At 72.6% G+C, this 19,532-nt stretch carries 20 protein-coding genes; 7 read left to right on the top strand and 13 right to left on the bottom strand.

The window, feature by feature from the left end:
* Positions 1–24 precede the first annotated feature (24 nt).
* The gene (locus ACIQU3_RS25475) at positions 25–978 is read left to right on the top strand and encodes a DMT family transporter (RefSeq protein WP_403738393.1); all 954 of its coding nucleotides are present in this window, start codon (positions 25–27) and stop codon (positions 976–978) included.
* 142 nt (positions 979–1,120) lie between these two features.
* On the opposite strand, the gene ACIQU3_RS25470 is transcribed toward ACIQU3_RS25475, so the two are convergent.
* The 4 genes from ACIQU3_RS25470 to ACIQU3_RS25455 all read right to left on the bottom strand — a co-directional run bounded on the left by ACIQU3_RS25470 (position 1,121) and on the right by ACIQU3_RS25455 (position 3,981).
* Positions 1,121–1,906 carry an Fpg/Nei family DNA glycosylase gene (locus ACIQU3_RS25470; RefSeq protein ID WP_403927876.1) on the bottom strand — a complete coding sequence of 262 codons (786 nt, stop codon included), beginning with the start codon at positions 1,904–1,906 and terminating at the stop codon, positions 1,121–1,123.
* A gap of 10 nt (positions 1,907–1,916) precedes the next feature.
* Entirely contained in the window at positions 1,917–2,288 is a 372-nt protein-coding gene (locus tag ACIQU3_RS25465) for a VOC family protein (protein ID WP_403927875.1), read from the bottom strand.
* Positions 2,289–2,313: 25 nt separating this feature from the next.
* Positions 2,314–3,252 carry a DUF6397 family protein gene (locus tag ACIQU3_RS25460; protein ID WP_403927874.1) on the bottom strand — a complete coding sequence of 313 codons (939 nt, stop codon included), beginning with the start codon at positions 3,250–3,252 and terminating at the stop codon, positions 2,314–2,316.
* A gap of 315 nt (positions 3,253–3,567) precedes the next feature.
* Positions 3,568–3,981, bottom strand: coding sequence for a roadblock/LC7 domain-containing protein (locus ACIQU3_RS25455; protein WP_403738376.1), 414 nt, complete (start codon positions 3,979–3,981; stop codon positions 3,568–3,570).
* A gap of 104 nt (positions 3,982–4,085) precedes the next feature.
* Here ACIQU3_RS25455 and ACIQU3_RS25450 point away from each other — a divergent pair, with 104 nt between their 5' ends.
* Positions 4,086–4,514: a PPOX class F420-dependent oxidoreductase gene (locus ACIQU3_RS25450; protein WP_403738370.1), complete on the top strand. Its 429-nt coding sequence runs from the start codon at positions 4,086–4,088 to the stop codon at positions 4,512–4,514.
* Positions 4,515–4,536: 22 nt separating this feature from the next.
* Here the strand turns inward: ACIQU3_RS25450 and ACIQU3_RS25445 are convergent, their stop codons facing one another.
* The 5 genes from ACIQU3_RS25445 to ACIQU3_RS25425 form a co-directional block, all read right to left on the bottom strand.
* The gene (locus ACIQU3_RS25445) at positions 4,537–5,142 is read right to left on the bottom strand and encodes a GTP-binding protein (RefSeq protein ID WP_403927872.1); all 606 of its coding nucleotides are present in this window, start codon (positions 5,140–5,142) and stop codon (positions 4,537–4,539) included.
* 173 nt (positions 5,143–5,315) lie between these two features.
* Positions 5,316–5,741 carry a DUF742 domain-containing protein gene (locus ACIQU3_RS25440; protein WP_403927972.1) on the bottom strand — a complete coding sequence of 142 codons (426 nt, stop codon included), beginning with the start codon at positions 5,739–5,741 and terminating at the stop codon, positions 5,316–5,318.
* Between the two features lie 22 nt (positions 5,742–5,763).
* Positions 5,764–6,201, bottom strand: a complete 438-nt coding sequence (locus ACIQU3_RS25435; RefSeq protein ID WP_403738360.1) for a roadblock/LC7 domain-containing protein — start codon at positions 6,199–6,201, stop codon at positions 5,764–5,766.
* The gene (locus tag ACIQU3_RS25430) at positions 6,198–8,882 is read right to left on the bottom strand and encodes a nitrate- and nitrite sensing domain-containing protein (RefSeq protein ID WP_403927870.1); all 2,685 of its coding nucleotides are present in this window, start codon (positions 8,880–8,882) and stop codon (positions 6,198–6,200) included. Before ACIQU3_RS25430 ends, ACIQU3_RS25435 begins: the two co-directional genes overlap by 4 nt.
* Before the next feature lie 109 nt (positions 8,883–8,991).
* Positions 8,992–9,765 carry an MHYT domain-containing protein gene (locus tag ACIQU3_RS25425; RefSeq protein WP_403738354.1) on the bottom strand — a complete coding sequence of 258 codons (774 nt, stop codon included), beginning with the start codon at positions 9,763–9,765 and terminating at the stop codon, positions 8,992–8,994.
* 172 nt (positions 9,766–9,937) lie between these two features.
* Between ACIQU3_RS25425 and ACIQU3_RS25420 the strand changes: the two genes are divergently transcribed.
* Complete coding sequence (locus ACIQU3_RS25420) at positions 9,938–10,537, top strand: class I SAM-dependent methyltransferase (protein WP_403927867.1); 600 nt, start codon at positions 9,938–9,940, stop codon at positions 10,535–10,537.
* Between the two features lie 36 nt (positions 10,538–10,573).
* Here ACIQU3_RS25420 and ACIQU3_RS25415 read toward each other — a convergent pair whose 3' ends face one another.
* Positions 10,574–11,473, bottom strand: a complete 900-nt coding sequence (locus tag ACIQU3_RS25415; protein ID WP_403738348.1) for an oxygenase MpaB family protein — start codon at positions 11,471–11,473, stop codon at positions 10,574–10,576.
* A gap of 97 nt (positions 11,474–11,570) precedes the next feature.
* Between ACIQU3_RS25415 and ACIQU3_RS25410 the strand changes: the two genes are divergently transcribed.
* On the top strand, positions 11,571–11,867 hold the full coding sequence (locus tag ACIQU3_RS25410) for a hypothetical protein (protein WP_403738345.1): 297 nt from the start codon (positions 11,571–11,573) through the stop codon (positions 11,865–11,867).
* A 134-nt stretch (positions 11,868–12,001) separates the two neighbouring features.
* The gene (locus ACIQU3_RS25405) at positions 12,002–13,006 is read left to right on the top strand and encodes a hypothetical protein (RefSeq protein ID WP_403738342.1); all 1,005 of its coding nucleotides are present in this window, start codon (positions 12,002–12,004) and stop codon (positions 13,004–13,006) included.
* 58 nt (positions 13,007–13,064) lie between these two features.
* On the opposite strand, the gene ACIQU3_RS25400 is transcribed toward ACIQU3_RS25405, so the two are convergent.
* Positions 13,065–13,247 carry a hypothetical protein gene (locus ACIQU3_RS25400; protein WP_234749500.1) on the bottom strand — a complete coding sequence of 61 codons (183 nt, stop codon included), beginning with the start codon at positions 13,245–13,247 and terminating at the stop codon, positions 13,065–13,067.
* A gap of 158 nt (positions 13,248–13,405) precedes the next feature.
* Here ACIQU3_RS25400 and ACIQU3_RS25395 point away from each other — a divergent pair, with 158 nt between their 5' ends.
* Complete coding sequence (locus tag ACIQU3_RS25395; RefSeq protein WP_403738336.1) at positions 13,406–16,363, top strand: DEAD/DEAH box helicase; 2,958 nt, start codon at positions 13,406–13,408, stop codon at positions 16,361–16,363.
* Positions 16,360–17,634: an SWF or SNF family helicase gene (locus ACIQU3_RS25390; protein ID WP_403927864.1), complete on the top strand. Its 1,275-nt coding sequence runs from the start codon at positions 16,360–16,362 to the stop codon at positions 17,632–17,634. The genes ACIQU3_RS25395 and ACIQU3_RS25390 overlap by 4 nt, the downstream gene beginning before the upstream one ends.
* A gap of 110 nt (positions 17,635–17,744) precedes the next feature.
* Here ACIQU3_RS25390 and ACIQU3_RS25385 read toward each other — a convergent pair whose 3' ends face one another.
* The gene (locus ACIQU3_RS25385; RefSeq protein WP_403927862.1) at positions 17,745–18,095 is read right to left on the bottom strand and encodes a hypothetical protein; all 351 of its coding nucleotides are present in this window, start codon (positions 18,093–18,095) and stop codon (positions 17,745–17,747) included.
* 156 nt (positions 18,096–18,251) lie between these two features.
* The gene (gene xylA / locus ACIQU3_RS25380) at positions 18,252–19,418 is read right to left on the bottom strand and encodes a xylose isomerase (protein ID WP_403738326.1); all 1,167 of its coding nucleotides are present in this window, start codon (positions 19,416–19,418) and stop codon (positions 18,252–18,254) included.
* Between the last annotated feature and the right edge of the window lie 114 nt (positions 19,419–19,532).

Below are 19,532 nucleotides of genomic sequence, written 5' to 3'. Positions count from 1 at the left end.
CGCCCCCGGCCGGATCCGGCGACCATGGCAGGGACAGGCACCGCCGACGTCGCACGCCCGCCGATACGGGAGGTGGCCACGCTGCACACCGTGCTTCCTGTCGTGTTCGCGATCTGCGCGGCTTTCAGCAACGCCGTCGCGACCGTGCTGCAACGCAAGGCCGCGCTCACCGTGCCCGCCTCCCAAGGGTTGCGGGCCGGGCTGATCGCCGATCTGCTGCGCCGGCCGGTGTGGCTGGCCGGCATCCTCGCGGTGATCGGCGCCGCCGTCTGCCAGGCGCTGGCGCTGGCCACCGGGCCCTTGACGATCGTGCAGCCGCTGTTCGTGCTGGAGCTGCCGCTCACCCTCATCGTCGCCTCCCTGCTGATGCACCGGCGGCTGCCGGGCAAGGGCTGGCTGGCCGTCACGGTGGTCGTGGTCGGGCTGGCGGTCGCGCTCGCCGCCGCCTCCCCCGCCGGCAACCGCACCCATGTGGCGCTGGACCGCTGGATCCCCGCGCTCGCCGTGTGCGCGGGGGCCGTCGTCGCCCTCGCTGTCGCCGGGCTGCGGCGCCCGGAGGGCCGGGCCCGAGCGGCGTGTCTGGGCGCCGCGACGGCGATCAGCTACGCGGTGACCGCCGCGCTGATGAAGGCCGCCACCCACATCCTCGACGAGCAGGGCCTGGTGGGCTTCCTCACCGCCTGGCAGACGTACGCCTTCGCCGCCACCGGCGTCTGCGCGCTGTTCCTGCTGGAGAACGCCATGCAGGCCGGTCCGCTGGTCGCCTCGCAGCCCGCGCTCACCCTCGGCGACGCCCTGGTGAGTCTCGCGCTCGGCATCACGCTGTACGAGGAGACCGTCCGCTCCGGCTGGTGGCTGCTGCCCCAGTTGCTCGGTGTCACGCTGATCGCCGCGGGGGTGTTCGCGCTGGCGCGGATCCCATTCACCCAGTCGCTGGTGGCTCCCGACGAGGAGCGCGAGACCGCGGCGGCACCCTGAGCGGAGCCCCCCGGAGACGGGTTGCCCGAGGTCTGAGCCGCCGCCGCGACGGTCGGCTGCTGTCCGGGGCCAGACCGGCAGGCCGCGCTCCGGTCGGCCGCGCTCCGTCCGGTTCGTGCCGCCGGCGTCGGGTGCCGACCCCCTACCCGTCCGGCTGGCACCGCGGACACCACACCGTTCCCCGCCCCGCCATACGGGACCTGCGCAGCCCCGTGCCGCATCGCGGGCACCTCGGGTCACGGTCGTCGCGGTGTCCGGTGAGCCAGGAGTCACGCGGTGGCACGCAGCCGGCCGTGACGGACGAGCGCAGGGTGCGGCGCATCTCGCCGTACAAGCGTCGGCGGTCCTCCTCCGACAGGTCACGAGCTCCCCGGTCGGGGCGCAGCCGGGCCCGCCACAGGATCTCGTCGGCGAGCAGGTTGCCGAGGCCGGCCAGCACCGACTGGTCGGTGAGGGCCGTCTTGAGACGCCCGCGGCGCGCCGAGAGCACCTGATCGAACTCCGCACGGTCCACGGCCAGCGCGTCGGGCCCCTGCCCCTTGAGAAGCCGGTCGATGTCCGACTCGTCGTGGGCCAGCCAGAGCCCCTGCAGTTTGCGCTGGTCACGGAAGCGCAGTTGACGGCCGCCGCCCAGCGTGAACAGGACGCGGTCATGGGGCTCGACCGGATCGTCGGCGTGCGCGCAGACCAGCCGCCCCGTCATGCCGAAGTGCAGGACGAGGGTGGGGCCCCCGGTGCGGGCGAGCAGCCACTTACCGCGCCGCTCCGGCGCGCCGAACCGCCGCCCTTCGAGGGCGTCCCGCAGGCGCCGGACGTCGACACCGTGCAGGACGCCCGGGTCGCGCACCTCGACGCGGCGGATGACCCGTCCCTTGGCACACGACTCCAGGATCTGCCGGAAGCCCTCGACGTCGGGAAGCTCGGGCACGACGCGCGCGTCAGGTCTGCTGGAGCACGGAGAGCACGTTCCCCGCCGGGTCGGTGAACCAGGCGATCAGCGGGCCGCCGCCGCGGAAAATGCCTTTTTCATCCGTCTTGAGGTGGTCGTAGCGCTCGAAACGCACTCCTCTTCTGCCGAGCTCGTCGACCGCGGCCTCGATGTCGTCGACCGGGAAGTTGAGGATCGTGAACGTCGCCGGCGTGTGGTCCGGCTTGGGGTAGACCAGGGTGTCGCGGTCACCCGCGAGGTGCAGGATCAGCAGCCCGTTCTCCTCCGAGACCCGGAGCCCGAGCGTGTCGGCGTAGAACGCCCTGGCCGCGTCGATGTCGTTCACCGAGAACCCGCTGAACGCCTTCGCCTTACCGAACATGGTCACCTCCCGGACATCAGTCTCGTCAGAGTTGGACCCCCGCGCATCCGGAGCGTCCTCGGCCAGGCCGGTCCACCTGTGGTGACGCGGTGTTCACCGAGGCCGGGGGGCCGGCCCGCCGGCCTCTGCGGCGGAACCAGCTCAGCAGGCCGTGCGGAGGGCTGGAGACGGAGGACGGGTGCCGCTTCACCGCCGGAGCCGGTGCTGAAGACGGAGCCGGAGCCGGAGCCGGGGGTGACTTGAGGAGTCGTGAAGCCGAGGGTGGTGCCGGGGAAGGCGTCCGTGCCTCTGGGTGATGCCGTCGGGCCGCTTCCATCGTGTGGGTCAGGTCCGCCCTGAACCAGGCCACCTCGTCCCGGTCGCTCGCCGTCATGAGCTTTTCGGCCAGCTCGGCGGTGGGTGAACCGGGGGCGCCGTGCGCAGGGAGCCGGGGGCGGCAGCGGGCCAGGCGTGCCCGCTCGTGCGGATCCTGGACGACGTCCTCCACGTCGACAGGGTCCAGGAGGGAGGCGACCGCTGCCGCGCGCGCCCAGGGGTCGTCTCCCGCCTGCCGGGCGAGGAACCCGGCGTGACGCCCGCGCCAGTTGCGTGGCCGTCGGTCCAATCCGGCCTTCAGCCGTTCCCGGATCTCCGCCGGAGTGTGGCGGGCGGTCAGCAGCCGCGTGTTGCTCCTTTCGGCCGCGAACTGCCGCAGTTCTTCGGCCAGATACAGCCAGACGACGGTCCGGTAGCGGTTCAGGTAGAACGTCACCGGAACCAGCAGGCCGTAGCGCGCGAGGCTCGTGAACCGGGTGGGCGCCACCTCCATCAGCCTGGCGCCCTCCGTGGTGCCGACCGTCGCGACGCGCTCCCGCAGGGCGTCCGGGAAACCCTCTCCGGAGCGCAGCCGGTCGATCTCGGCCCGCGCCACGCGGCTGCCCCCGCCGCCTTCGTCGGGAACGGTCCGGATGAGCCCCAGGTTCACGGCGAGGTCGAACTCGCGCCGTTTGAGATCCAGTTCACGAGCAGCCCGGCTCGGGACGCAGGCGAGGCGGTCGAATGAGGATGCGGAAGTGCATGCGGATACGGATGTCGATGCGGATGTGGTGCCGATGTGTGCCATGGTCGGTCTCCCCTGTGGAGTCGACGGCTGCCGGCGTCGGCGATCGTGGTGTGCGAGCGCCCTGCGCGACAGCCGTGTGCGATCACCGTGTGCGATCGCCTGAAAAAACCGTAGCCGCTTCGGCAGATCGCGTGGCGAGCCTGTGGATAACTCCACGGGGGATGATGAACGTACAGGTCAGAGCTCTGTGATCGGTTTCTGTTCGGGCTGGCGCGCGTCGACGTCGAGACGCTCGCCGACCCGGTTGACCAGCAGTGTCATCTCGTAGGCGATCTGGCCGATGTCGGCCTCCGCGCCGCTGAGGACGCACAGGCAGCTGCCCGTCCCGGCCGCGGTCACGAAGAGCACCGCGTCATCGAATTCGATCATCGTCTGGCGTACGCTGCCCGCGCCGAAGTGCCGCCCGGAGCCCTTTGCCAGACTGTTCAACCCGGACGACACGGCCGCGAGGTGCTCGGCGTCCTCGCGGCGCAGTCCGGTGCTCGCGCCGGTCACCAGGCCGTCGTTGGACAGGACCAATGCGTGCCGCACTTCGTGGACGCGTTCGGTCAGGTCGTCCAGCAGCCAGTCGAGTCCCTGGTTCTGCGCCATCTTCCGATCTCCCCGTTTTCTCCCCGTGCGATTCCCGTCCTGGCCGGAGAATCTCCATCTCAGCCTTCACCACGACCGCGGCATGGGCAAGGAGGATGGGAGCCATGGCAGAGAAGATGACCGACACGCAATGGCGGGAGTTCGTTTCCCACGGCACCCGCACCGCAAAGCTCTCCACGGTCCGGGCCGACGGCAGTCCGCACGTGGCTCCGATCTGGTTCCTGCTGGACGGGGACGAGGTGGTGTTCAACACCGGCAAGAACACGGTGAAGGGACGCAACCTGCTCCGGGACGGCAGGATCGCCCTGTGCGTGGACGACGACCGGCCGCCGTACTCCTTCGTGGTGCTGCGCGGCCGTGCCCGGGTCTCCGAGGACCTTGAGGAGATACGGCACTGGGCGACCCGGATCGGCGCCCGGTACATGGGCGAGGAGCGCGCCGAGGAGTTCGGCGCGCGCAACGGCGTACCGGGTGAACTCCTCGTCCGTGTCACCGTCGAGAAGGTTCTGGCGGAGCGGGACGTCGCGAACTGACCGCACGGAGTGCTCTGCGCGGTCAGCCGACCGAGTCGAGCAGCCGGGCGGTGTGCATCCGCCCGGCGTACTCGACGAGCCGGATCAGCACCTCCTTCCCGGAGTCGCGGTCACGGGCGTCGCACAGCACCACGGGCGTGCCCCTGTCGAGGTCGAGTGCGCGTGAGACGTCCGTGGCGCCGTGCCGCCGCGTGCCCGCGAAGCAGTTGACGGCCACGACGAACGGGATGTGCCGGTGCTCGAAGTAGTCGACTGCGGGGAAGCAGTCCTCCAGGCGGCGGGTGTCGGCGAGGACCACCGCGCCGAGTGCCCCTTGTGACAACTCGTCCCACAGGAACCAGAAGCGGTCCTGTCCCGGCGTGCCGAAAAGGTACAGGGAGAGGCCCGACCGGATGGTGATGCGCCCGAAGTCCATGGCGACGGTCGTGGTGGTCTTGTGGTCCACGCCGTCGGTGTCGTCCACCGTCTGCCCGGCTTCGCTGAGGAGTTCCTCGGTGCGCAGCGGCCGGATCTCACTGACGGCTCCCACCAGCGTGGTCTTGCCCACGCCGAATCCGCCGGCGACCAGAATCTTCAACGCCAGTGCGGCGGACTCTCCGCCCGGGGCGTCGGAGTGCTCGGAGACCATTGATCACTTCTCTCAGGAGTGCCGGGTGTCTGGGGTGCGTGGGTGTCGGACCGTCTGGTGTCGGTAGTGCGCAGGGGTGTGTGCAGTGCGTCGGGGCGTGCGTGTGCAGTGCGTCGGTGCGCGGTTGCCGGGATGGCCGGAATGGTGTGGGTTTCCGTCGGTGCCTGGGGCGGCTACAGCGCTCTCAAGCCCTCGATCACCTCGCGCAGGATGCGTTCGTCGGGCAACTGTGCCGGTGGTACAGGTCGGCTGACGGTGACGCAGCCGAGTTCCAGGAGATCTCCGAGGAGGACCCTGACCACACCGACGGGCAGGTCCGCACCCGCGGCGAGTTCGGCCACCGACTGGGTCTCCGGGCGGCAGAGGTCGAGGAGCTTGCGGTGTTCCGGGCCCAGCGGGGCCTCCTCCACGCCGGATGCCCCGGGGTCAAGCGTGACCAGGGCGATCAGGTCGAACCGTACGCCGGTGGGACCGGGCCGGGTGCGTCCGCCCGTCATGGCGTAGGGGCGGACGAGCGGGCCGGCGTCGTTGTCGTACCAGTGGCTGCCCTCTTCGGGGCTGCCCTCATCGGACGGGGCGCTCGTCATGTCCTCGGTCATCTGCACGGACCGTTCTCCCGGTTCATCCGGCGGCGGGTGGCCGCGCGGCCGCGCGGGGAGCCGTACCGAGGTGCTCACCGACCCGTCTGACCAGGCGTGCCATCTCGTAGGCCACGAGGCCGATGTCGGCCGTGACCGCGGTGAGCAGGGCGAGGCAGGAACCGTCACCCGCGGCGGCGACGAACAGGAAGCCCGCGTCCATCTCCACCATCGTCTGGCGGACTCCCCCGACACCGAAGTGCCGCCCCGCGCCCTTGGCGAGGCTGTGGAAGCCCGAGGCGACCGCGGCGAGGTGCTCGGCGTCCTCACGGCGCAGGCCGGTCGAGGCGCCGACGGCGAGGCCGTCGTTGGACAGCACCACGGCGTGCCGGATGTCTTTCGCGCGGAGCACCAGATCGTCCAGCAGCCAGTCGAGTTCGCCGGAGGGTGTGGCGGACTGGGGGCTCGGGTCCTGGATCATGCGGGGTCTCCTTCGCTGCTGTCCCTGCCCGTAACGGGGCCGGAAGTGGTGCCACGGCCGGGTCGCCTGCCGCCGCCGCGTGCCCAGCCGTCGCGGTAGGCGGCCATGCGGTCCCTGGCCAGTTCGGGCGTCCGTTCGTGGTCCCGGGGGGCGGACGCCGGTGGCTGGTCCTCGGGTCGCTCGGCGCGCAGTTGCGGAGCGAGGCTGGCCTGACGCACGCGGCGCGGGAGGTCGTCGGAGTCTTCGGGCTGCTGCGGTGGGCGGTGCAGTCGCAAGGTGGCGACTCCTGGAGGTGGGGTCTGACTCGGGGTCTCCGGATGACGCGGGCTGTCCGCGTGACCTGGGCTGTCCGCGTGGGCCGGGGCGTCAGCGTTGGCCGGGGCGCCGGCGTGAGCCGGGACGCCGGCATGAGCCGGGGTGTCGGCATGAGCCGGGGTGTCGGCGTGTCGCGAGGTCTGCGCGCGGCACGCGGCCTCGGTCTCCCCGACGGCCGGCACGGGGGCCACGAGGGCACGCCGGTCCCCCCGGGCGGGGACGGCGTCCCGGGCCGGGGCGTCGTCGGGAACGGACGCGCAGGCCCGTTCCTCGGGCTGCCGAGCGGGTTCCGCCGCTTCGGAGGACCGTTGTGCCGTGCCCGTGTGGAGCAGGGCGGTGGGCAGCAGGACCACCGCGGTGGTGCCGCCGTACGGGGAGGTCCTCAGGTGGACCTTGACGTCGTGCCGGGCGGCGAGCCGGCTGACCACGAACAGGCCGAGCCGGTCGCTGTCGAACAGGTCGAGCGCCTCCGACTGGGCGATGCGGCGGTTGGCCTCCGCGAGGGTCTCCTTGCCCATGCCGAGGCCGCGGTCCTCGACCTCCACGGCGTACCCGTTTCCGACGGGTTCACCGGTGACGCGCACACGCGTGTGGGGCGGGGAGAACTGGGCTGCGTTCTCGATGATCTCGGCCAGCAGGTGGGTGAGGTCGGCGACGGCGGCGCCGACGACAGCCGCCTCGGGGAGCTGCCGCACCTCCACACGCGCGTAGTCCTCCACCTCGGAGACCGCGGCGCGGACCACGTTCGTCAAGGAGACCGGCATGCGCCAGGCCCTGCCGGGGGCGGCGCCGGAGAGGATGATGAGGCTCTCCGCGTGGCGTCGCATGCGGGTGGTGAGGTGATCGAGGCGGAAGAGGTCGCTCAGCTCGTTGGGATCGTCGGAACGGCGTTCCATGCTGTCGAGGAGGGCCAGCTGCCGGTGGACGAGGATCTGGCTGCGGCGGGCGAGGTTGACGAAGACGCCGGAAATGCCGCTGGCGAGTTCGGCGCGTTCCACCGCGGCCCGCAGTGCCGCGCGGTGCACGGTGGTGAGGGCCTCGGCGACCTGTCCGGTCTCGTCGTCCGCGGGCGCTCCCGGCGGGGCCTCGGCGTGGATGTCGATCTCGTCGCCCGCACGCAGTCTGCGCATGGCGTCGGGAAGTTTGCGCCGAGCGATCTCCAGGGCGCTGTTGCGCAGGCCTTCCAGTTCCACCACCAGGCCGCGTCCGATGCGCACGGAGATGACGAGCGAGGCCGCGACGGCGGCCAGGCCGAGCAGGAGGGCGGCTCCGGCCGGGGTGAGCAGTCCGCGGGTGAAGGGGTCGGCCCGCTCCGCGACCCCGCGTGCCGCGTCGTCCTCGATGGTGCGCATGCCGTTCTGCACGCGCGCGTGGGCCGTGCTCCAGGTGCTTTCGGGCGCTGCTTCGACCGCCTTCGCGCCCGGCCCGCGATTGAGGACGCTTTTCTCGGCGTCGCCCAGAGAGGCGTATGCGCTGCTGCCCGCGAGGCTCTGCCACGCTGAGCGTTCGGTGCCGCTCAGATCCGCGACGGCCGATGCGGTGAGGGTGCGGCGCAGGTCGACGGCGCCGGTGAAGAGCCGGAGCCGCTCGCCGGTCAGGGCGCCGTCCAGCCGGGCACTGGCCAGCACCGCGTCCTCCTGGGCCAGCGCCTCGCCCGCACGGGACAGTTCGAGCAGCACGCGGGCGTCGGAGCCGAGGTCGGCGTCGCGGATGCCGGTGAGGGCCCCTCCCACACCGAACGCGGCCGAGATGGTCCGGGTGTAGCGGTCGTACGTCTCGGCCCAGCCCGCGCGCCGGTCCTTCACCGCGGTGCGCAGCGGCCGCAGCTGCTCGGTACGGGAGACGAACGTCTTCAGCCGTTGGGCGACCGCGCTGGGCAGTTCCCCGCCGTCGGCGACGGTGGTGCCGTTTCCGAGCCGGAGTTTCGCGACGGCCCGGTCGGTGCGCCGGGCGAGCTCGTCCAGTTCGTCGGTGCGGACGGCTGTGGGGTCGGTGGCGTGCCGTACGGCGGCCGCGCGTTCCGTCTGGAGTGCGGCGACGGCGGCGGAGACGGGGGCCCGGACCGTGGCGTCGACGCGCTGGACCTGTCGCAGCCGGGAGATGTCCTGGGCGGTGGTGACGGTGGCGTACCCCCACAGGGCCAGCAAGGAGACGACCGGCACCATCAGCAGGCAGACGATCTTGGCTCTTACGGTGCGGGGGCGTATGTGCCAGCGCTCCGCCCGCGCGGGCGGAACGTCCGGTGCGGCGTCCGACGGTGTGTCGGGGCCCTCGTCGGCCGGTGGCCCGGCGTGCGCACGGCGTCCGCGCACGGGCGGGGACGGCGCGTCGGCGCCGGCTGTGGGGGTCCTACGGGATGTGCGCATGGACTCCTCGCTCGGGAGTGGTTCGGAGGGCTGAGGGCCGGCGTCCCGGCCGACCGTCCCTGCTGGGATCGCGTGGGGCTCGACCGCATGACCCGGCGGGGTGCCGTGGCTAGGACGCGGCGCTGCGCACCGGTCGCTGCGCCGACGCGGACGCCGCCCGCTCGCCCGCCGTCGGCGACAGCGCGACGAAGGCCGAGGTCAGGAAGAGGTAGGAGCCGAGGCCGACGGCGAGGGGGAAGATGAACTGCATCGCCGTCGCCCCGGGCAGGACCTCCCCGGAGGGGGTCACGCGCACGCCCACCGCGAACATCCCGGTGTAGTGCATGCTGCTGACGGCAGCGCCCATGATCAGGGAGGCGATGGTGACCGCCACCGGTGACTTGATGTTGAGGGCCGCCCACAGGGCCGCTGTGGCGGCGACGACGGCGATCAGCACGGAGAGCGCGACGAGCAGCGGGTCGTAGGTCACGTCCCCGTGCAGCCGGACGGCCGCCATGCCCAGGTAGTGCATGCTCGCCACTCCGAGGCCGGTGGTGAGCCCGCCGGCGAGCAGGGCACGGCCACGGTCCTTGCTGTAGCCGACGGCGAAGACGCCGGCGCAGACGACGACCATGGCGACGAGCAGGCTCAGGAGGGTGAGCGGCACGTCGTAGCGGATGTCGGTGCCGGTGACGCCGAAGCCGAGCATGGCCACGAAGTGCATGGTCCAGATGCCGGAGCCGATCGCCGACGCGGCGGTGACGAGCCAGTTGCGGCGTGAGCGTCCGGTGGTGGCGAGCGCGCGGACGGTGCAGCGCAGACCGAGCGCGGCGCCTATGCAGGCCATCACGTACGACAGTGCGGGGGTCAGCCACCCCAGGGCTGCGTGGTCCAGGTGTCCCATGGCCCCGGGACGGTAGACCCGGCGGGCGCGCGCGAAGGGCGCGCAGTTCGAAAGCTTCTGAAATATGCCCCAAGGAGACACCGGAACGATCGGATCACGCTCGAACATGTGCACCGAGATGTCCTCCGTGCCGGTGAAGCGTCCTCCGTGCCGGTGGGGAATCATGCGGTACATGAGCGACGAGCAGACGCGTGTCCAGGAGTTCTTCACCGCCCGCGCGGCCGGCTGGGACAGCCGTTTTCCCGACGACGGCCCGGCCTACGCGGCCGCGGTCGCCGAGCTCGGACTGCGTGCGGGCGACCGAGTGCTCGACGCGGGGTGCGGCACCGGACGCGCGTTGCCGTCGCTGCGAGCCGCCGTCGGGACCTCGGGGGTGGTCCTCGGCGCCGACCTGACGCCGGCCATGCTGCGGGAGGCGGTACGCGCCGGTCGCGACCGTGACGGGCAGTTGCTGCTCACGGATGTCGCCGCGCTGCCCTTGCGCGCGCGGTCGCTGGACGCCGTGTTCGGCGCGGGTCTGATCTCGCACCTGGGGAGCCCGGCAGACGACCTCAGGGAGCTGGCGCGCGTGGTGCGCCCCGGCGGGGTGCTGGCGCTGTTCCACCCGATCGGCAGGGCGGCGCTCGCGGCCCGTCACGGCCGGGCGCTCACCCCCGACGATCTGCGCGCCGAGCCCAACCTCCGCCCGCTGCTGTCCGGTTCGGGGTGGCGGCTGACGTCGTACGTCGACGAGGACTCCCGCTTCCTGGCGCTCGCCGTGCGTGAGGCCTGAGCCGGGCGGCAGCACGATGCCGGCCTCGGTTCGGCGTCAGCCCGCCTCGCCCTCCGGTGCGGCGTGCCGTACGGGACACCCGCGGATGCCCGGAACCGGACGGGTGCCCAGGTCGGCGATCCGGTAGCCGTACGGGTAGCTCTTGATCTCCCGGTTCTGGCGGGCGAAGTGCGGAGCGCGCCGGGGCGGCAGCAGGCGGACGACGCGGCCCCGGAGCCGGACGGCGCGGCGCACCCACGCGCGCGTGGCGGCGCCGGGCGGGGTGTAGCGGAAGGCGTGCAGCAGCGAGTCGTCGAGCAGGGCGAGGGTCGTGGTGCGCAGGAGGGGGGCGAGGGCGGCGGGGTACCAGGAGGCCATCAGAGCGAGCGTGGCGTCCGAGACGCGGCGGGCTTCGGCGTCCCAGGCGAAGTGGGCGGCCTCGTAGGAGTCGAGGCAGCTCTCGAACTCCTCGTAGGTCTCGGGGATGTCCGTGATACCCATGTGCCGGCCCAGCGTTCGGTAGTGGACGACGGAGGCGATGGTCTCGTGGCGGGACATCCTGCGCCAGCCATAGGCGTCGATCCACCGCTTGGGCATCACGACGAACGTGCACAGCACATAGCGCATGTCGTCGTCGCTGATGTCGTAGCTGCGGTGCATCCGGTTGATGCGGCGGATCGCGGTCCTGCCCGCATCGCTGCCGAAGCCGTGCTCGACGACCGTGTCCAGGAGCAGTGCGGTGTCGTCGTAGCGCTTCTGGGACCGGTCCGTGAGCTCCGCCGTGCGGGCGAGCAGTCGGCCGATGGCCGGTACCGCGTAGGTGCGGTACAGAGCCAGCTCCAGGGCGCGTGTGAAGTCCCAGGGGAACTCGTACGCCACGCTGAGCCGGTAGATCTCCGTGGCCTCCTCGTACGGGTCCATCCGCCGGATCTGTTCGAGCCGTGAGAAACGCCTCACCGTGCCGTCCCCCTTCTGTCACAGGTTCTTCAACTTTACGTTGGTGACCACGAGATGAACGTCCGGGCACGGCCGGCACAGGGGGAAGGTGGTCAGCATGTGGGGCAGGTTCCGCAAAGCGGGGGGAAGGGTCGCCGATGCCTTGCGCACGGAGCCGAAGGCGGGTGAGGACAGGCGTCCGCACAATCTCTTCGAGGCGGCGGCCACCTACGTCACGGCCCGCACGGAGGACGACCAGGAGCGGGCCGAGGAGGCGGCCGGCTGGGTGTCGCCGGAAGCCCTGTCGTTCGGCGTGAACGAGTTGGCCTGCCGGGCCGTGATCGCGCTGGCCCGTGAGCACGGCCGGCCGCCGGAGACCGTGGCGCGCGAGTTGCTGGGGCTGCCGGCGGCGTGAGGGCGGGCCCCGGACGGCCGATTCGCCCCGTCCGCCGGAAAACTGCAGCTCCGAGTGCGCGGGCGAGGCCGTGACAAGGGGCTTGCGCGCGCAATAGGGTGCGCGCCGGTGGACGAACCGATGGGGAGGCTGGGATGGCCGGGACGGACGAGGAAGCCGTCGCCGCCGCGGACGATGCGCTCTATGTGCTCACGGCGGTGCTGCTGACGCCGGCGAAGTTCCCGAGTGTGCTGGGCGACGACTACCCCGAGGCCTGCGCGGCGCTCGGTCTCGCGCCGCTCGCCGACGGGTACGGGCTGGTGCTCGGCCAGGACGGCGAGGGCGCGCGGTGGACGGTGGCCATCGACGACGTCTCGCTGGTGGCCGTCGCGATCGCTTCCTGGGACTGCGGCATGGAGTACGAGCTGTCGCCCGACGAGCGCACCGTCGTCGCGGCCCTGCCCGGGTGGCCTCTGGCGGTCGCCGTCGCGGCCCCCGGGGTCCCCGCGCCGCACGATCCGGGTCCGGAGGCGGACGATCGGCCCCCGCTGGCACCGCCGGACACCAGCGTCTGGGGCCCGGCCCAGCGGCGTCTGGGCGCGGACGAGATCGCGCTCCAGTGGGCGACGTGGCGGGAACAGGTCGACGACTCGGAGTTCCCGGCGCCGGCATCTTCGGAAGCCCCCGCATCCCCGGAGGACGCAGGCACGACGGCCGACGCCTCGGACGAAGGCAGCGGGGCCGGCACCCCGGGCGGACGCGACACGACCGAAGGTCCGGACGGACGCAGCACGGCCGACGGCCCGGACGGGCGCGGCGCGACCGAGAGCCCGCAGGGTCGCGGCGCGGTCGACGGTTCCGACGGTCCCGGTGCGACAGCGCCCCAGGGCGGCCACAGCGGCATCCGGCGCGTCCTCGCCGAGGTCCGCACGTACATCGACTCGCCGCCACCGCTGGGCCGGGTCCGGTCGTCCTTCGCGCCGGGTGACGCCCGGACCCTGCGGGCCGACGGTCCGGGCTGGTCACTCGTCGCACGGACCGACGACATCGCGTTCGTCCTGCTGGACGAGGAACCCGGCGAGGTCCTGCCGGTGGGCAGGGGGCCGGAACTGCCGGGCCTCCTCGAGGCTCTGGACAAGATGGCCGTACGGCCGAACTGAGCCGGTCCGGCCGGGCCCGTCGTGGTGCCCGGCCGGGCCGTGACAGACCGGCGGCTGCTCAGCGGCCGAGCTCCTTGCGGGTGGCGCGGCGCAGCCGGCGCCGCTGTGAGGGGTCCAGCGTGAGGTACGCGGCGGCCGGGACGCCCAGGATGATCAGGAGTGATGCCCACCAGGGCAGCCAGATCAGCAGGATGAGCCCGACCGCCACACCGCCCGCGGCGATCTTGGCGTTGTTCGACATGACTGTCGCCTCCTTCGCGGCCATTGCCGCTCTCTGTCTCGAAAACGGACCCGCGTGCGCGGCGGTTCCGGACCGCGACCCCGAGACATCCCTGAGGTGTGCCCCCGAGGCACCCCTGAGACCTCCATGGTGACCCAGCTCACAGGCCAGCCATACCCATGTGCGCCGGAAGTGCTGTATCATCGGCGACTCCGCGCACACTAGTCAAATTTGAGGACTCAGTCATAGCCGAGCATCCGAATTCCCCGGCTCCTTCCTCCGACGACTCCGAACTGGCCCGGTGCCACACCGTTTTCCTGCCCGGCGACCCCGCACGCACCGGCAGCGTCGCCTTCTGGCGACCCGACGGCGCCGCGCCCCCGACGGTGGCGTCCGCCTCCCTGACGGACCTGAGCGTCGTGGTGCCCCACGACGGCGGGGTCGAGGAGACACGTCTGCCCGCTGTCCTGATTCCGGTGCGCAACGCCCTGCCGGTCCTCACCCGTGCGCGCGCCGACGGACGCGGGCACCGGTCCGCCGTCTTCTGGGGCGCGGCGGCTCTGCACGCCCTGCAGCTCACCGCACGCGGACTCCTGCTGCCGGGGCTGTCACCGGCCGACCACGACGCCTGGCGCACGGGTCCCCTGCGCGCCCGGGACATCGAGGCCGTGCGCAACCTCGCCGCCGCGATGCCGCCCGAGGCGCACGCCGTGCCCCTGAAGGACACGCGGCCGCTGCGGCTGCCCGACCCGGAGCAGTTCCTGCGCGCCTTCCTCGACGCGGTCGCCGATTCCCTGCCCCGCTCCCCCGCCGCGCCACTGGTGACGGGCGGCCCCGCCTACGCCTCGCCCGAACCGGTGCGGCTGCCCGAGCAGCGCGCCTGGGCCGCCGATGTCGCCGCCGGCCACGACGCGGGCGTGCGGCTGTCGCTGCGGATCGAGGCGGACGGCCTCACGGACGAGGCCGACGACGAGACGGGCGTGACGTTCCGAGCCGTGCTGCAGGTGCACGGCGTCAGCGATCCGGCGCTGGTCGCGGACGCCGCGGACGTCTGGGCGGGAACCCTCGGCGAGGCCTTCGGCCCCCGCGCGCGGATGGACGCGCTGCTCGCCCTGCGCCGTGCGGCCCGGGCCTGGGCCCCGCTCACGCCGCTGCTGTCGGCGGCCGTTCCGGACGCGGCCGAACTGGCCGACGAGGAGGTCACGGACCTGCTCGGAGCCGGCGCACGCGCGCTGAGCGCGGCCGGGGTCGACGTGCACTGGCCGAAGGGCCTGTCCCGTGAGCTCAGCACGCACGCGGACGTGGGGCCCTACGACGTGGGGCCGCACGACGGCGCGCCCGACGGCGAGGCTTCCTCCGGCGCGGCCCCCGCGGCCGTGCCGTCGTTCCTGTCCGCCGACGCACTGCTCGCCTTCACGTGGTCGTTCGCCCTGGGCGACAGGCGACTGGACCGTGCGGAACTGGACCGGCTCGCCGAGGCGAAGCGCCCGATCGTACGGCTGCGCGACCAGTGGGTCCTGATCGACCCTCAAGAGGCGCGCCTGGCCGGCTCACGCCAGGACGGCAAGGTGACCCCGGTGGACGCCCTGGGTGCCGCCCTGACGGGGTGCGTGGAGGTGGAGGGCCGCCGCGTCGAGGTACGGCCCACCGGATGGCTGGCGGATCTGCGGGAGCGGCTCGCACACCCCGAGGGGCAGCAGCCCGTCGGGCAGCCCGCCGCCCTGGCCGCCACCCTGCGGGACTACCAGCGGCGCGGCCTCAACTGGCTCGCGAGCATGACGTCGATGGGCCTGGGCTGCTGTCTCGCCGACGACATGGGACTCGGCAAGACGATCACGCTGATCGCCCTCCACCTGCACCGGCAGTCCGACGCACGGTCCGCAGGGCCCACCCTGGTGGTCTGCCCGACGTCCTTGATGGGCAACTGGCAGCGAGAGGTCGAACGGTTCGCGCCCGGCACCCCGGTGCGGCGCTTCCACGGGGCCCGGCGCAATCTGGAGAACCTGGCGGACGGGGAGTTCGTGCTCACCACCTACGGCACGATGCGCCTGGACGCGTCCCGGCTCGCCGGTGTGCCATGGGGCCTGCTCGTCGCGGACGAGGCCCAGCACGTGAAGAACCCGTACTCCTCGACCGCGCGGGAGCTGCGCTCCATCGGCGCCCGCGCGCGCGTGGCACTCACCGGCACCCCCGTGGAGAACAACCTGTCGGAGCTGTGGGCGATCCTCGACTGGGCGACTCCGGGCCTGCTGGGCCGGCTCGGCGCATTCCGCCGACGGTACGCGGAGGCCGTGGAGGGGCGTCAGGACCCGACCGCGGCCGACCGGCTGGCCCAGCTCGTACGGCCGTTCCTGCTGCGTCGCCGCAAGTCGGACCCGGGGATCGCGCCCGAGCTGCCGCCGAAGACCGAGACCGATCACGCGGTGTCCCTCACCCAGGAGCAGGCGGCGCTGTACGAAGCGGTGGTGCGCGAGGCGCTCGCGGAGATCTCCGGTGCCGGTCCCATGGCCCGGCGGGGCCTGATCGTGAAACTGCTGACCGGACTCAAGCAGATCTGCAACCACCCCGCGCAGTACCTCAAGGAGGAGAGGCCCCTGATCACCGGGCGCTCCGGGAAACTCGAACTGCTGGACGAACTGCTCGACACGATCCTCGCCGAGGACGCGGGCGTACTGATCTTCACCCAGTACGTGCAGCTGGCCCGGCTCCTCGAACGGCATCTGGCCGCCCGCGGCACGCCTTCGCAGTTCCTGCACGGCGGGACACCCGTCGCCGAGCGCGAGGCCATGGTGCGACGCTTCCAGGAAGGCGAGGTTCCCGTGTTCCTGCTGTCGTTGAAGGCGGCGGGCACCGGGCTGAACCTCACCCGCGCCGAGCACGTCGTGCACTACGACCGCTGGTGGAACCCGGCCGTCGAGGCGCAGGCCACCGACCGCGCATACCGCATCGGCCAGACCCGGCCCGTGCAGGTGCACCGCATCATCGCGGAGGGGACCATCGAGGACCGCATCGCCGAACTGCTGCTGCGCAAGCGGGAACTGGCCGATTCGGTGCTGGGCGCGGGCGAGGCGGCGCTCACGGAACTGACGGACGCGGAACTGGCGGATCTGGTCGAACTGCGAGGGGACCTGCGATGACTCGGCACGAGGGCGACACGGAACGCACCTTCGCCGCACTGCCGCCCGCACACGGGCGGGGCTTCGCGCAGACCTGGTGGGGGCAGGCGTGGCTGACGGCTCTGGAGAGCACGGCGCTGGACTCGGCGCAGCTCAAGACGGGCCGCCGGCTCGCCCGCGCGGGTGCGGTGGGCGCGGTGTCGGTGCGCCCGGGGCGGTTGACGGCCGTCGTCCAGGACCGCGACCGCACGGCGCACCGGGCCGATGTGCTGCTGGAGGAGCTCTCGCCCGAACAGTGGGAGCGTCTCCTGGACATGGCGGCCGAGCGGGCCGGTCATGTGGCGGCGCTGCTGGACCGGGAGATGCCGCCGCACCTGGTCGAGGACGCGGCCGAGGCGGGCGTCGACCTGCTGCCCGGCCTGGGTGATCTGGAGCCCGAGTGCGACTGCGAGGCCTGGGACCACTGCGGCCACACGGCGGCACTCTGTTACCAGGTGGCGCGGCTGCTGGACCAGGACCCGTTCCTGCTGTTGCTGATGCGGGGCCGCGCCGAGGGCACGGTGCTGGACGATCTGCACAGGCGCAGCGGTGCGTCCGTCGCGCAGGCGCCGGTGCAGGAGGGTGTGGACGCGGCCGAGGCGTATGCGGCGGGCGACATCCTCCCCCCGTTGCCGCCTCTGCCCGAACGGCCCGACGAGCCGGGAGTGCCGCCGTCCCTGGATGCCGGGACGGCGCCCGCCGGCGGGGTCGACCCGGCCGCGCTGGAGTTCCTGGCCGCACGGACGGCCGTGCTCGCCCACGGCATGCTCGGGGAGGCGCTGGACGGCGGCTTGCGTGCGGAGTTGCCGCTCGCACAGGACGCGGTACGGCTGGCTGCGGGCGATCCGGGGCGGGACGTGGCCGACCGGCTGGCCGAGGGGTCGGGGCGTGGCCGTGAGGGCCTCGCGACGGCCGTCCGTGCCTGGCGTCACGGCGGTACGGCCGCACTGTCCGTCCTCGACGAGGAGTGGCGGGTGGGAGGCGAAACGCTCGCACGCGCGCGTGCCTTGCTGGACTCGGCCTGGGACAGCGACGAACGGCCGGAACTGCGGGCGCGGGGCAACCGTTGGACAGTCGTCGACGCACCGGTCCAGCTGCGGCTCGGCCAGGACGGCCGCTGGTGGCCCTACCGCGAGGAGGGCGGCCGATGGCAGCCCGCGGGGGGAGCCGCCCACGACCCGGCCACGGCCCTGGCCTCGGTGACCGCCCCCACCTCGGCGGAAATCGCCCCGTCGGACGGGGAATCGCCGTAGGGCGGAGGGTCTGAACACGGTCGCCCGGCCGCAGGCCGCAAAGCCGCAAGGCGGCACGCGGCACGCGGCACGCGGCACGCGGCACGCGGCAGGTAACGGCCGAGGAGGCTTCAGGGCAGCAACTCGCCCGGTTCCAGGGACGGGACGAGCGATTCGAGGCCGCTCGGCAGATCACTCGGCATGCCGCTCGGCAGCCGGGTCGGGAAGCCCGACGGCAACCGGGTCGGCAGCTCGCTCGGCAGCCTGGTGGGCAGCTCCGTCGGGATGCCGAAGGACGGCGCGGCTGTGCGGTTCGTGCTCCCGCCCGACGGCTCCTCGTCCGGCGAGTCGCCCCGGCCCGAGGCCATGAGGACCACGAGCGAGACGGCTGCCGCGGCCACGAGCACGGCGAGCAGGATGAGCAGCGGGTTCCGGCGCCGGGGTGGCCCGGGCGGCTGGGGCGGTACGGGCGGCAGGGCCATACCGAACAGGGTCGCCGCGAACCGCCCGGCGAGGGAGAGGCGTACGGAAGCTGATACGGACTCAGGGCGTGGATCGCATGATTCCGCAGCACGACGGGCCCCTCGGCCGACCGGAGCGACCGGAGCCACCGGCCGAGGGGCCCGCACGCGCGTGCGTCAGCCGCGTGCCCCCAGCAGATGGTCCATGGCCAGCTGGTCCAGGCGCTCGAACGCCATGCCGCGGGCGGCAGTCGCCTCCACGTCGAACGCCTCGAACGCCGACCGGTCGGCGAGCAGCGCCTGCAGGCCGTCCGCGGCGGTGGGCTGGGCCAGCTCGTCCAGACGAGCCGCGCGCAGCGCCTCCTGCACCTCCGGATCGGCACGGAAGGAAGCGGCGCGCTCCTTGAGGATGAGGTAGTTGCGCATACAGCCGGCCGCCGAGGCCCAGACGCCGTCGAGGTCCTCGGTGCGCGGCGGCTTGAAGTCGAAGTGGCGCGGTCCGGTGTACCCGGCCGACTCCAGCAGGTCGACGAGCCAGAACGCGGCGCGCAGGTCACCGGCGCCGAAGCGCAGGTCCTGGTCGTACTTGATGCCGGACTGGCCGTTGAGGTCGATGTGGAACAGCTTGCCCGCCCACAGGGCCTGGGCGATGCCGTGCGGGAAGTTCAGCCCGGCCATCTGCTCGTGGCCCACCTCGGGATTCACGCCGTACAGCTCGGGGCGCTCCAGGCGCTCGATGAAGGCCAGGGCGTGGCCGACGGTCGGCAGCAGGATGTCGCCGCGCGGCTCGTTCGGCTTGGGCTCGATGGCGAAGCGCAGGTCGTAGCCCTGGGAGGTGACGTACTCGCCGAGCAGGTCGAAGGCCTCCTTCATCCGGTCCAGGGCCGCGCGGACGTCCTTGGCGGCGCCCGACTCGGCTCCCTCCCGGCCGCCCCAGGCCACGTACACCCGGGCGCCGAGCTCGACGGCGAGGTCGATGTTGCGGATGGTCTTGCGCAGGGCGTAGCGGCGCACGTCGCGGTCGTTGGCGGTGAACGCGCCGTCCTTGAAGACCGGGTGCGTGAAGAGGTTGGTGGTGGCCATCGGGACCTTCATGCCGGTGGCGTCCAGTGCCTGCCGGAAGCGCTTGATGTGGTTCTCGCGCTCGGTGTCGCTCGAGCCGAACGGGATCAGGTCGTCGTCGTGGAAGGTGACGCCGTGAGCGCCCAGCTCGGCCAGGCGCTGGACCGTCTCGACCGGGTCGAGGGCACGCCGCGTGGCGTCGCCGAAGGGATCCCGTCCCTGCCAGCCGACGGTCCACAGGCCGAAGGTGAACCTGTCCTCGGGGGTGGGCTGGAAGCTCATGCCGCGGCTCCTTGCTCGCTGAGGCTATTTCGTCATGCCGATTTACAAATTAGTATGCGAGCACCTCTCTGGGAAGAGACAAGGTGCCTCCGAACGGAGTCGCGCCTCCGAACG

The sequence above is a fragment of the Streptomyces sp. NPDC101110 genome (assembly GCF_044759525.1).
Taxonomy (GTDB): Bacteria; Actinomycetota; Actinomycetes; order Streptomycetales; family Streptomycetaceae; genus Streptomyces.
The sequence above is the reverse complement of the archived record's forward strand: the minus strand, read 5'-3'. Positions and strand labels throughout refer to the sequence as shown.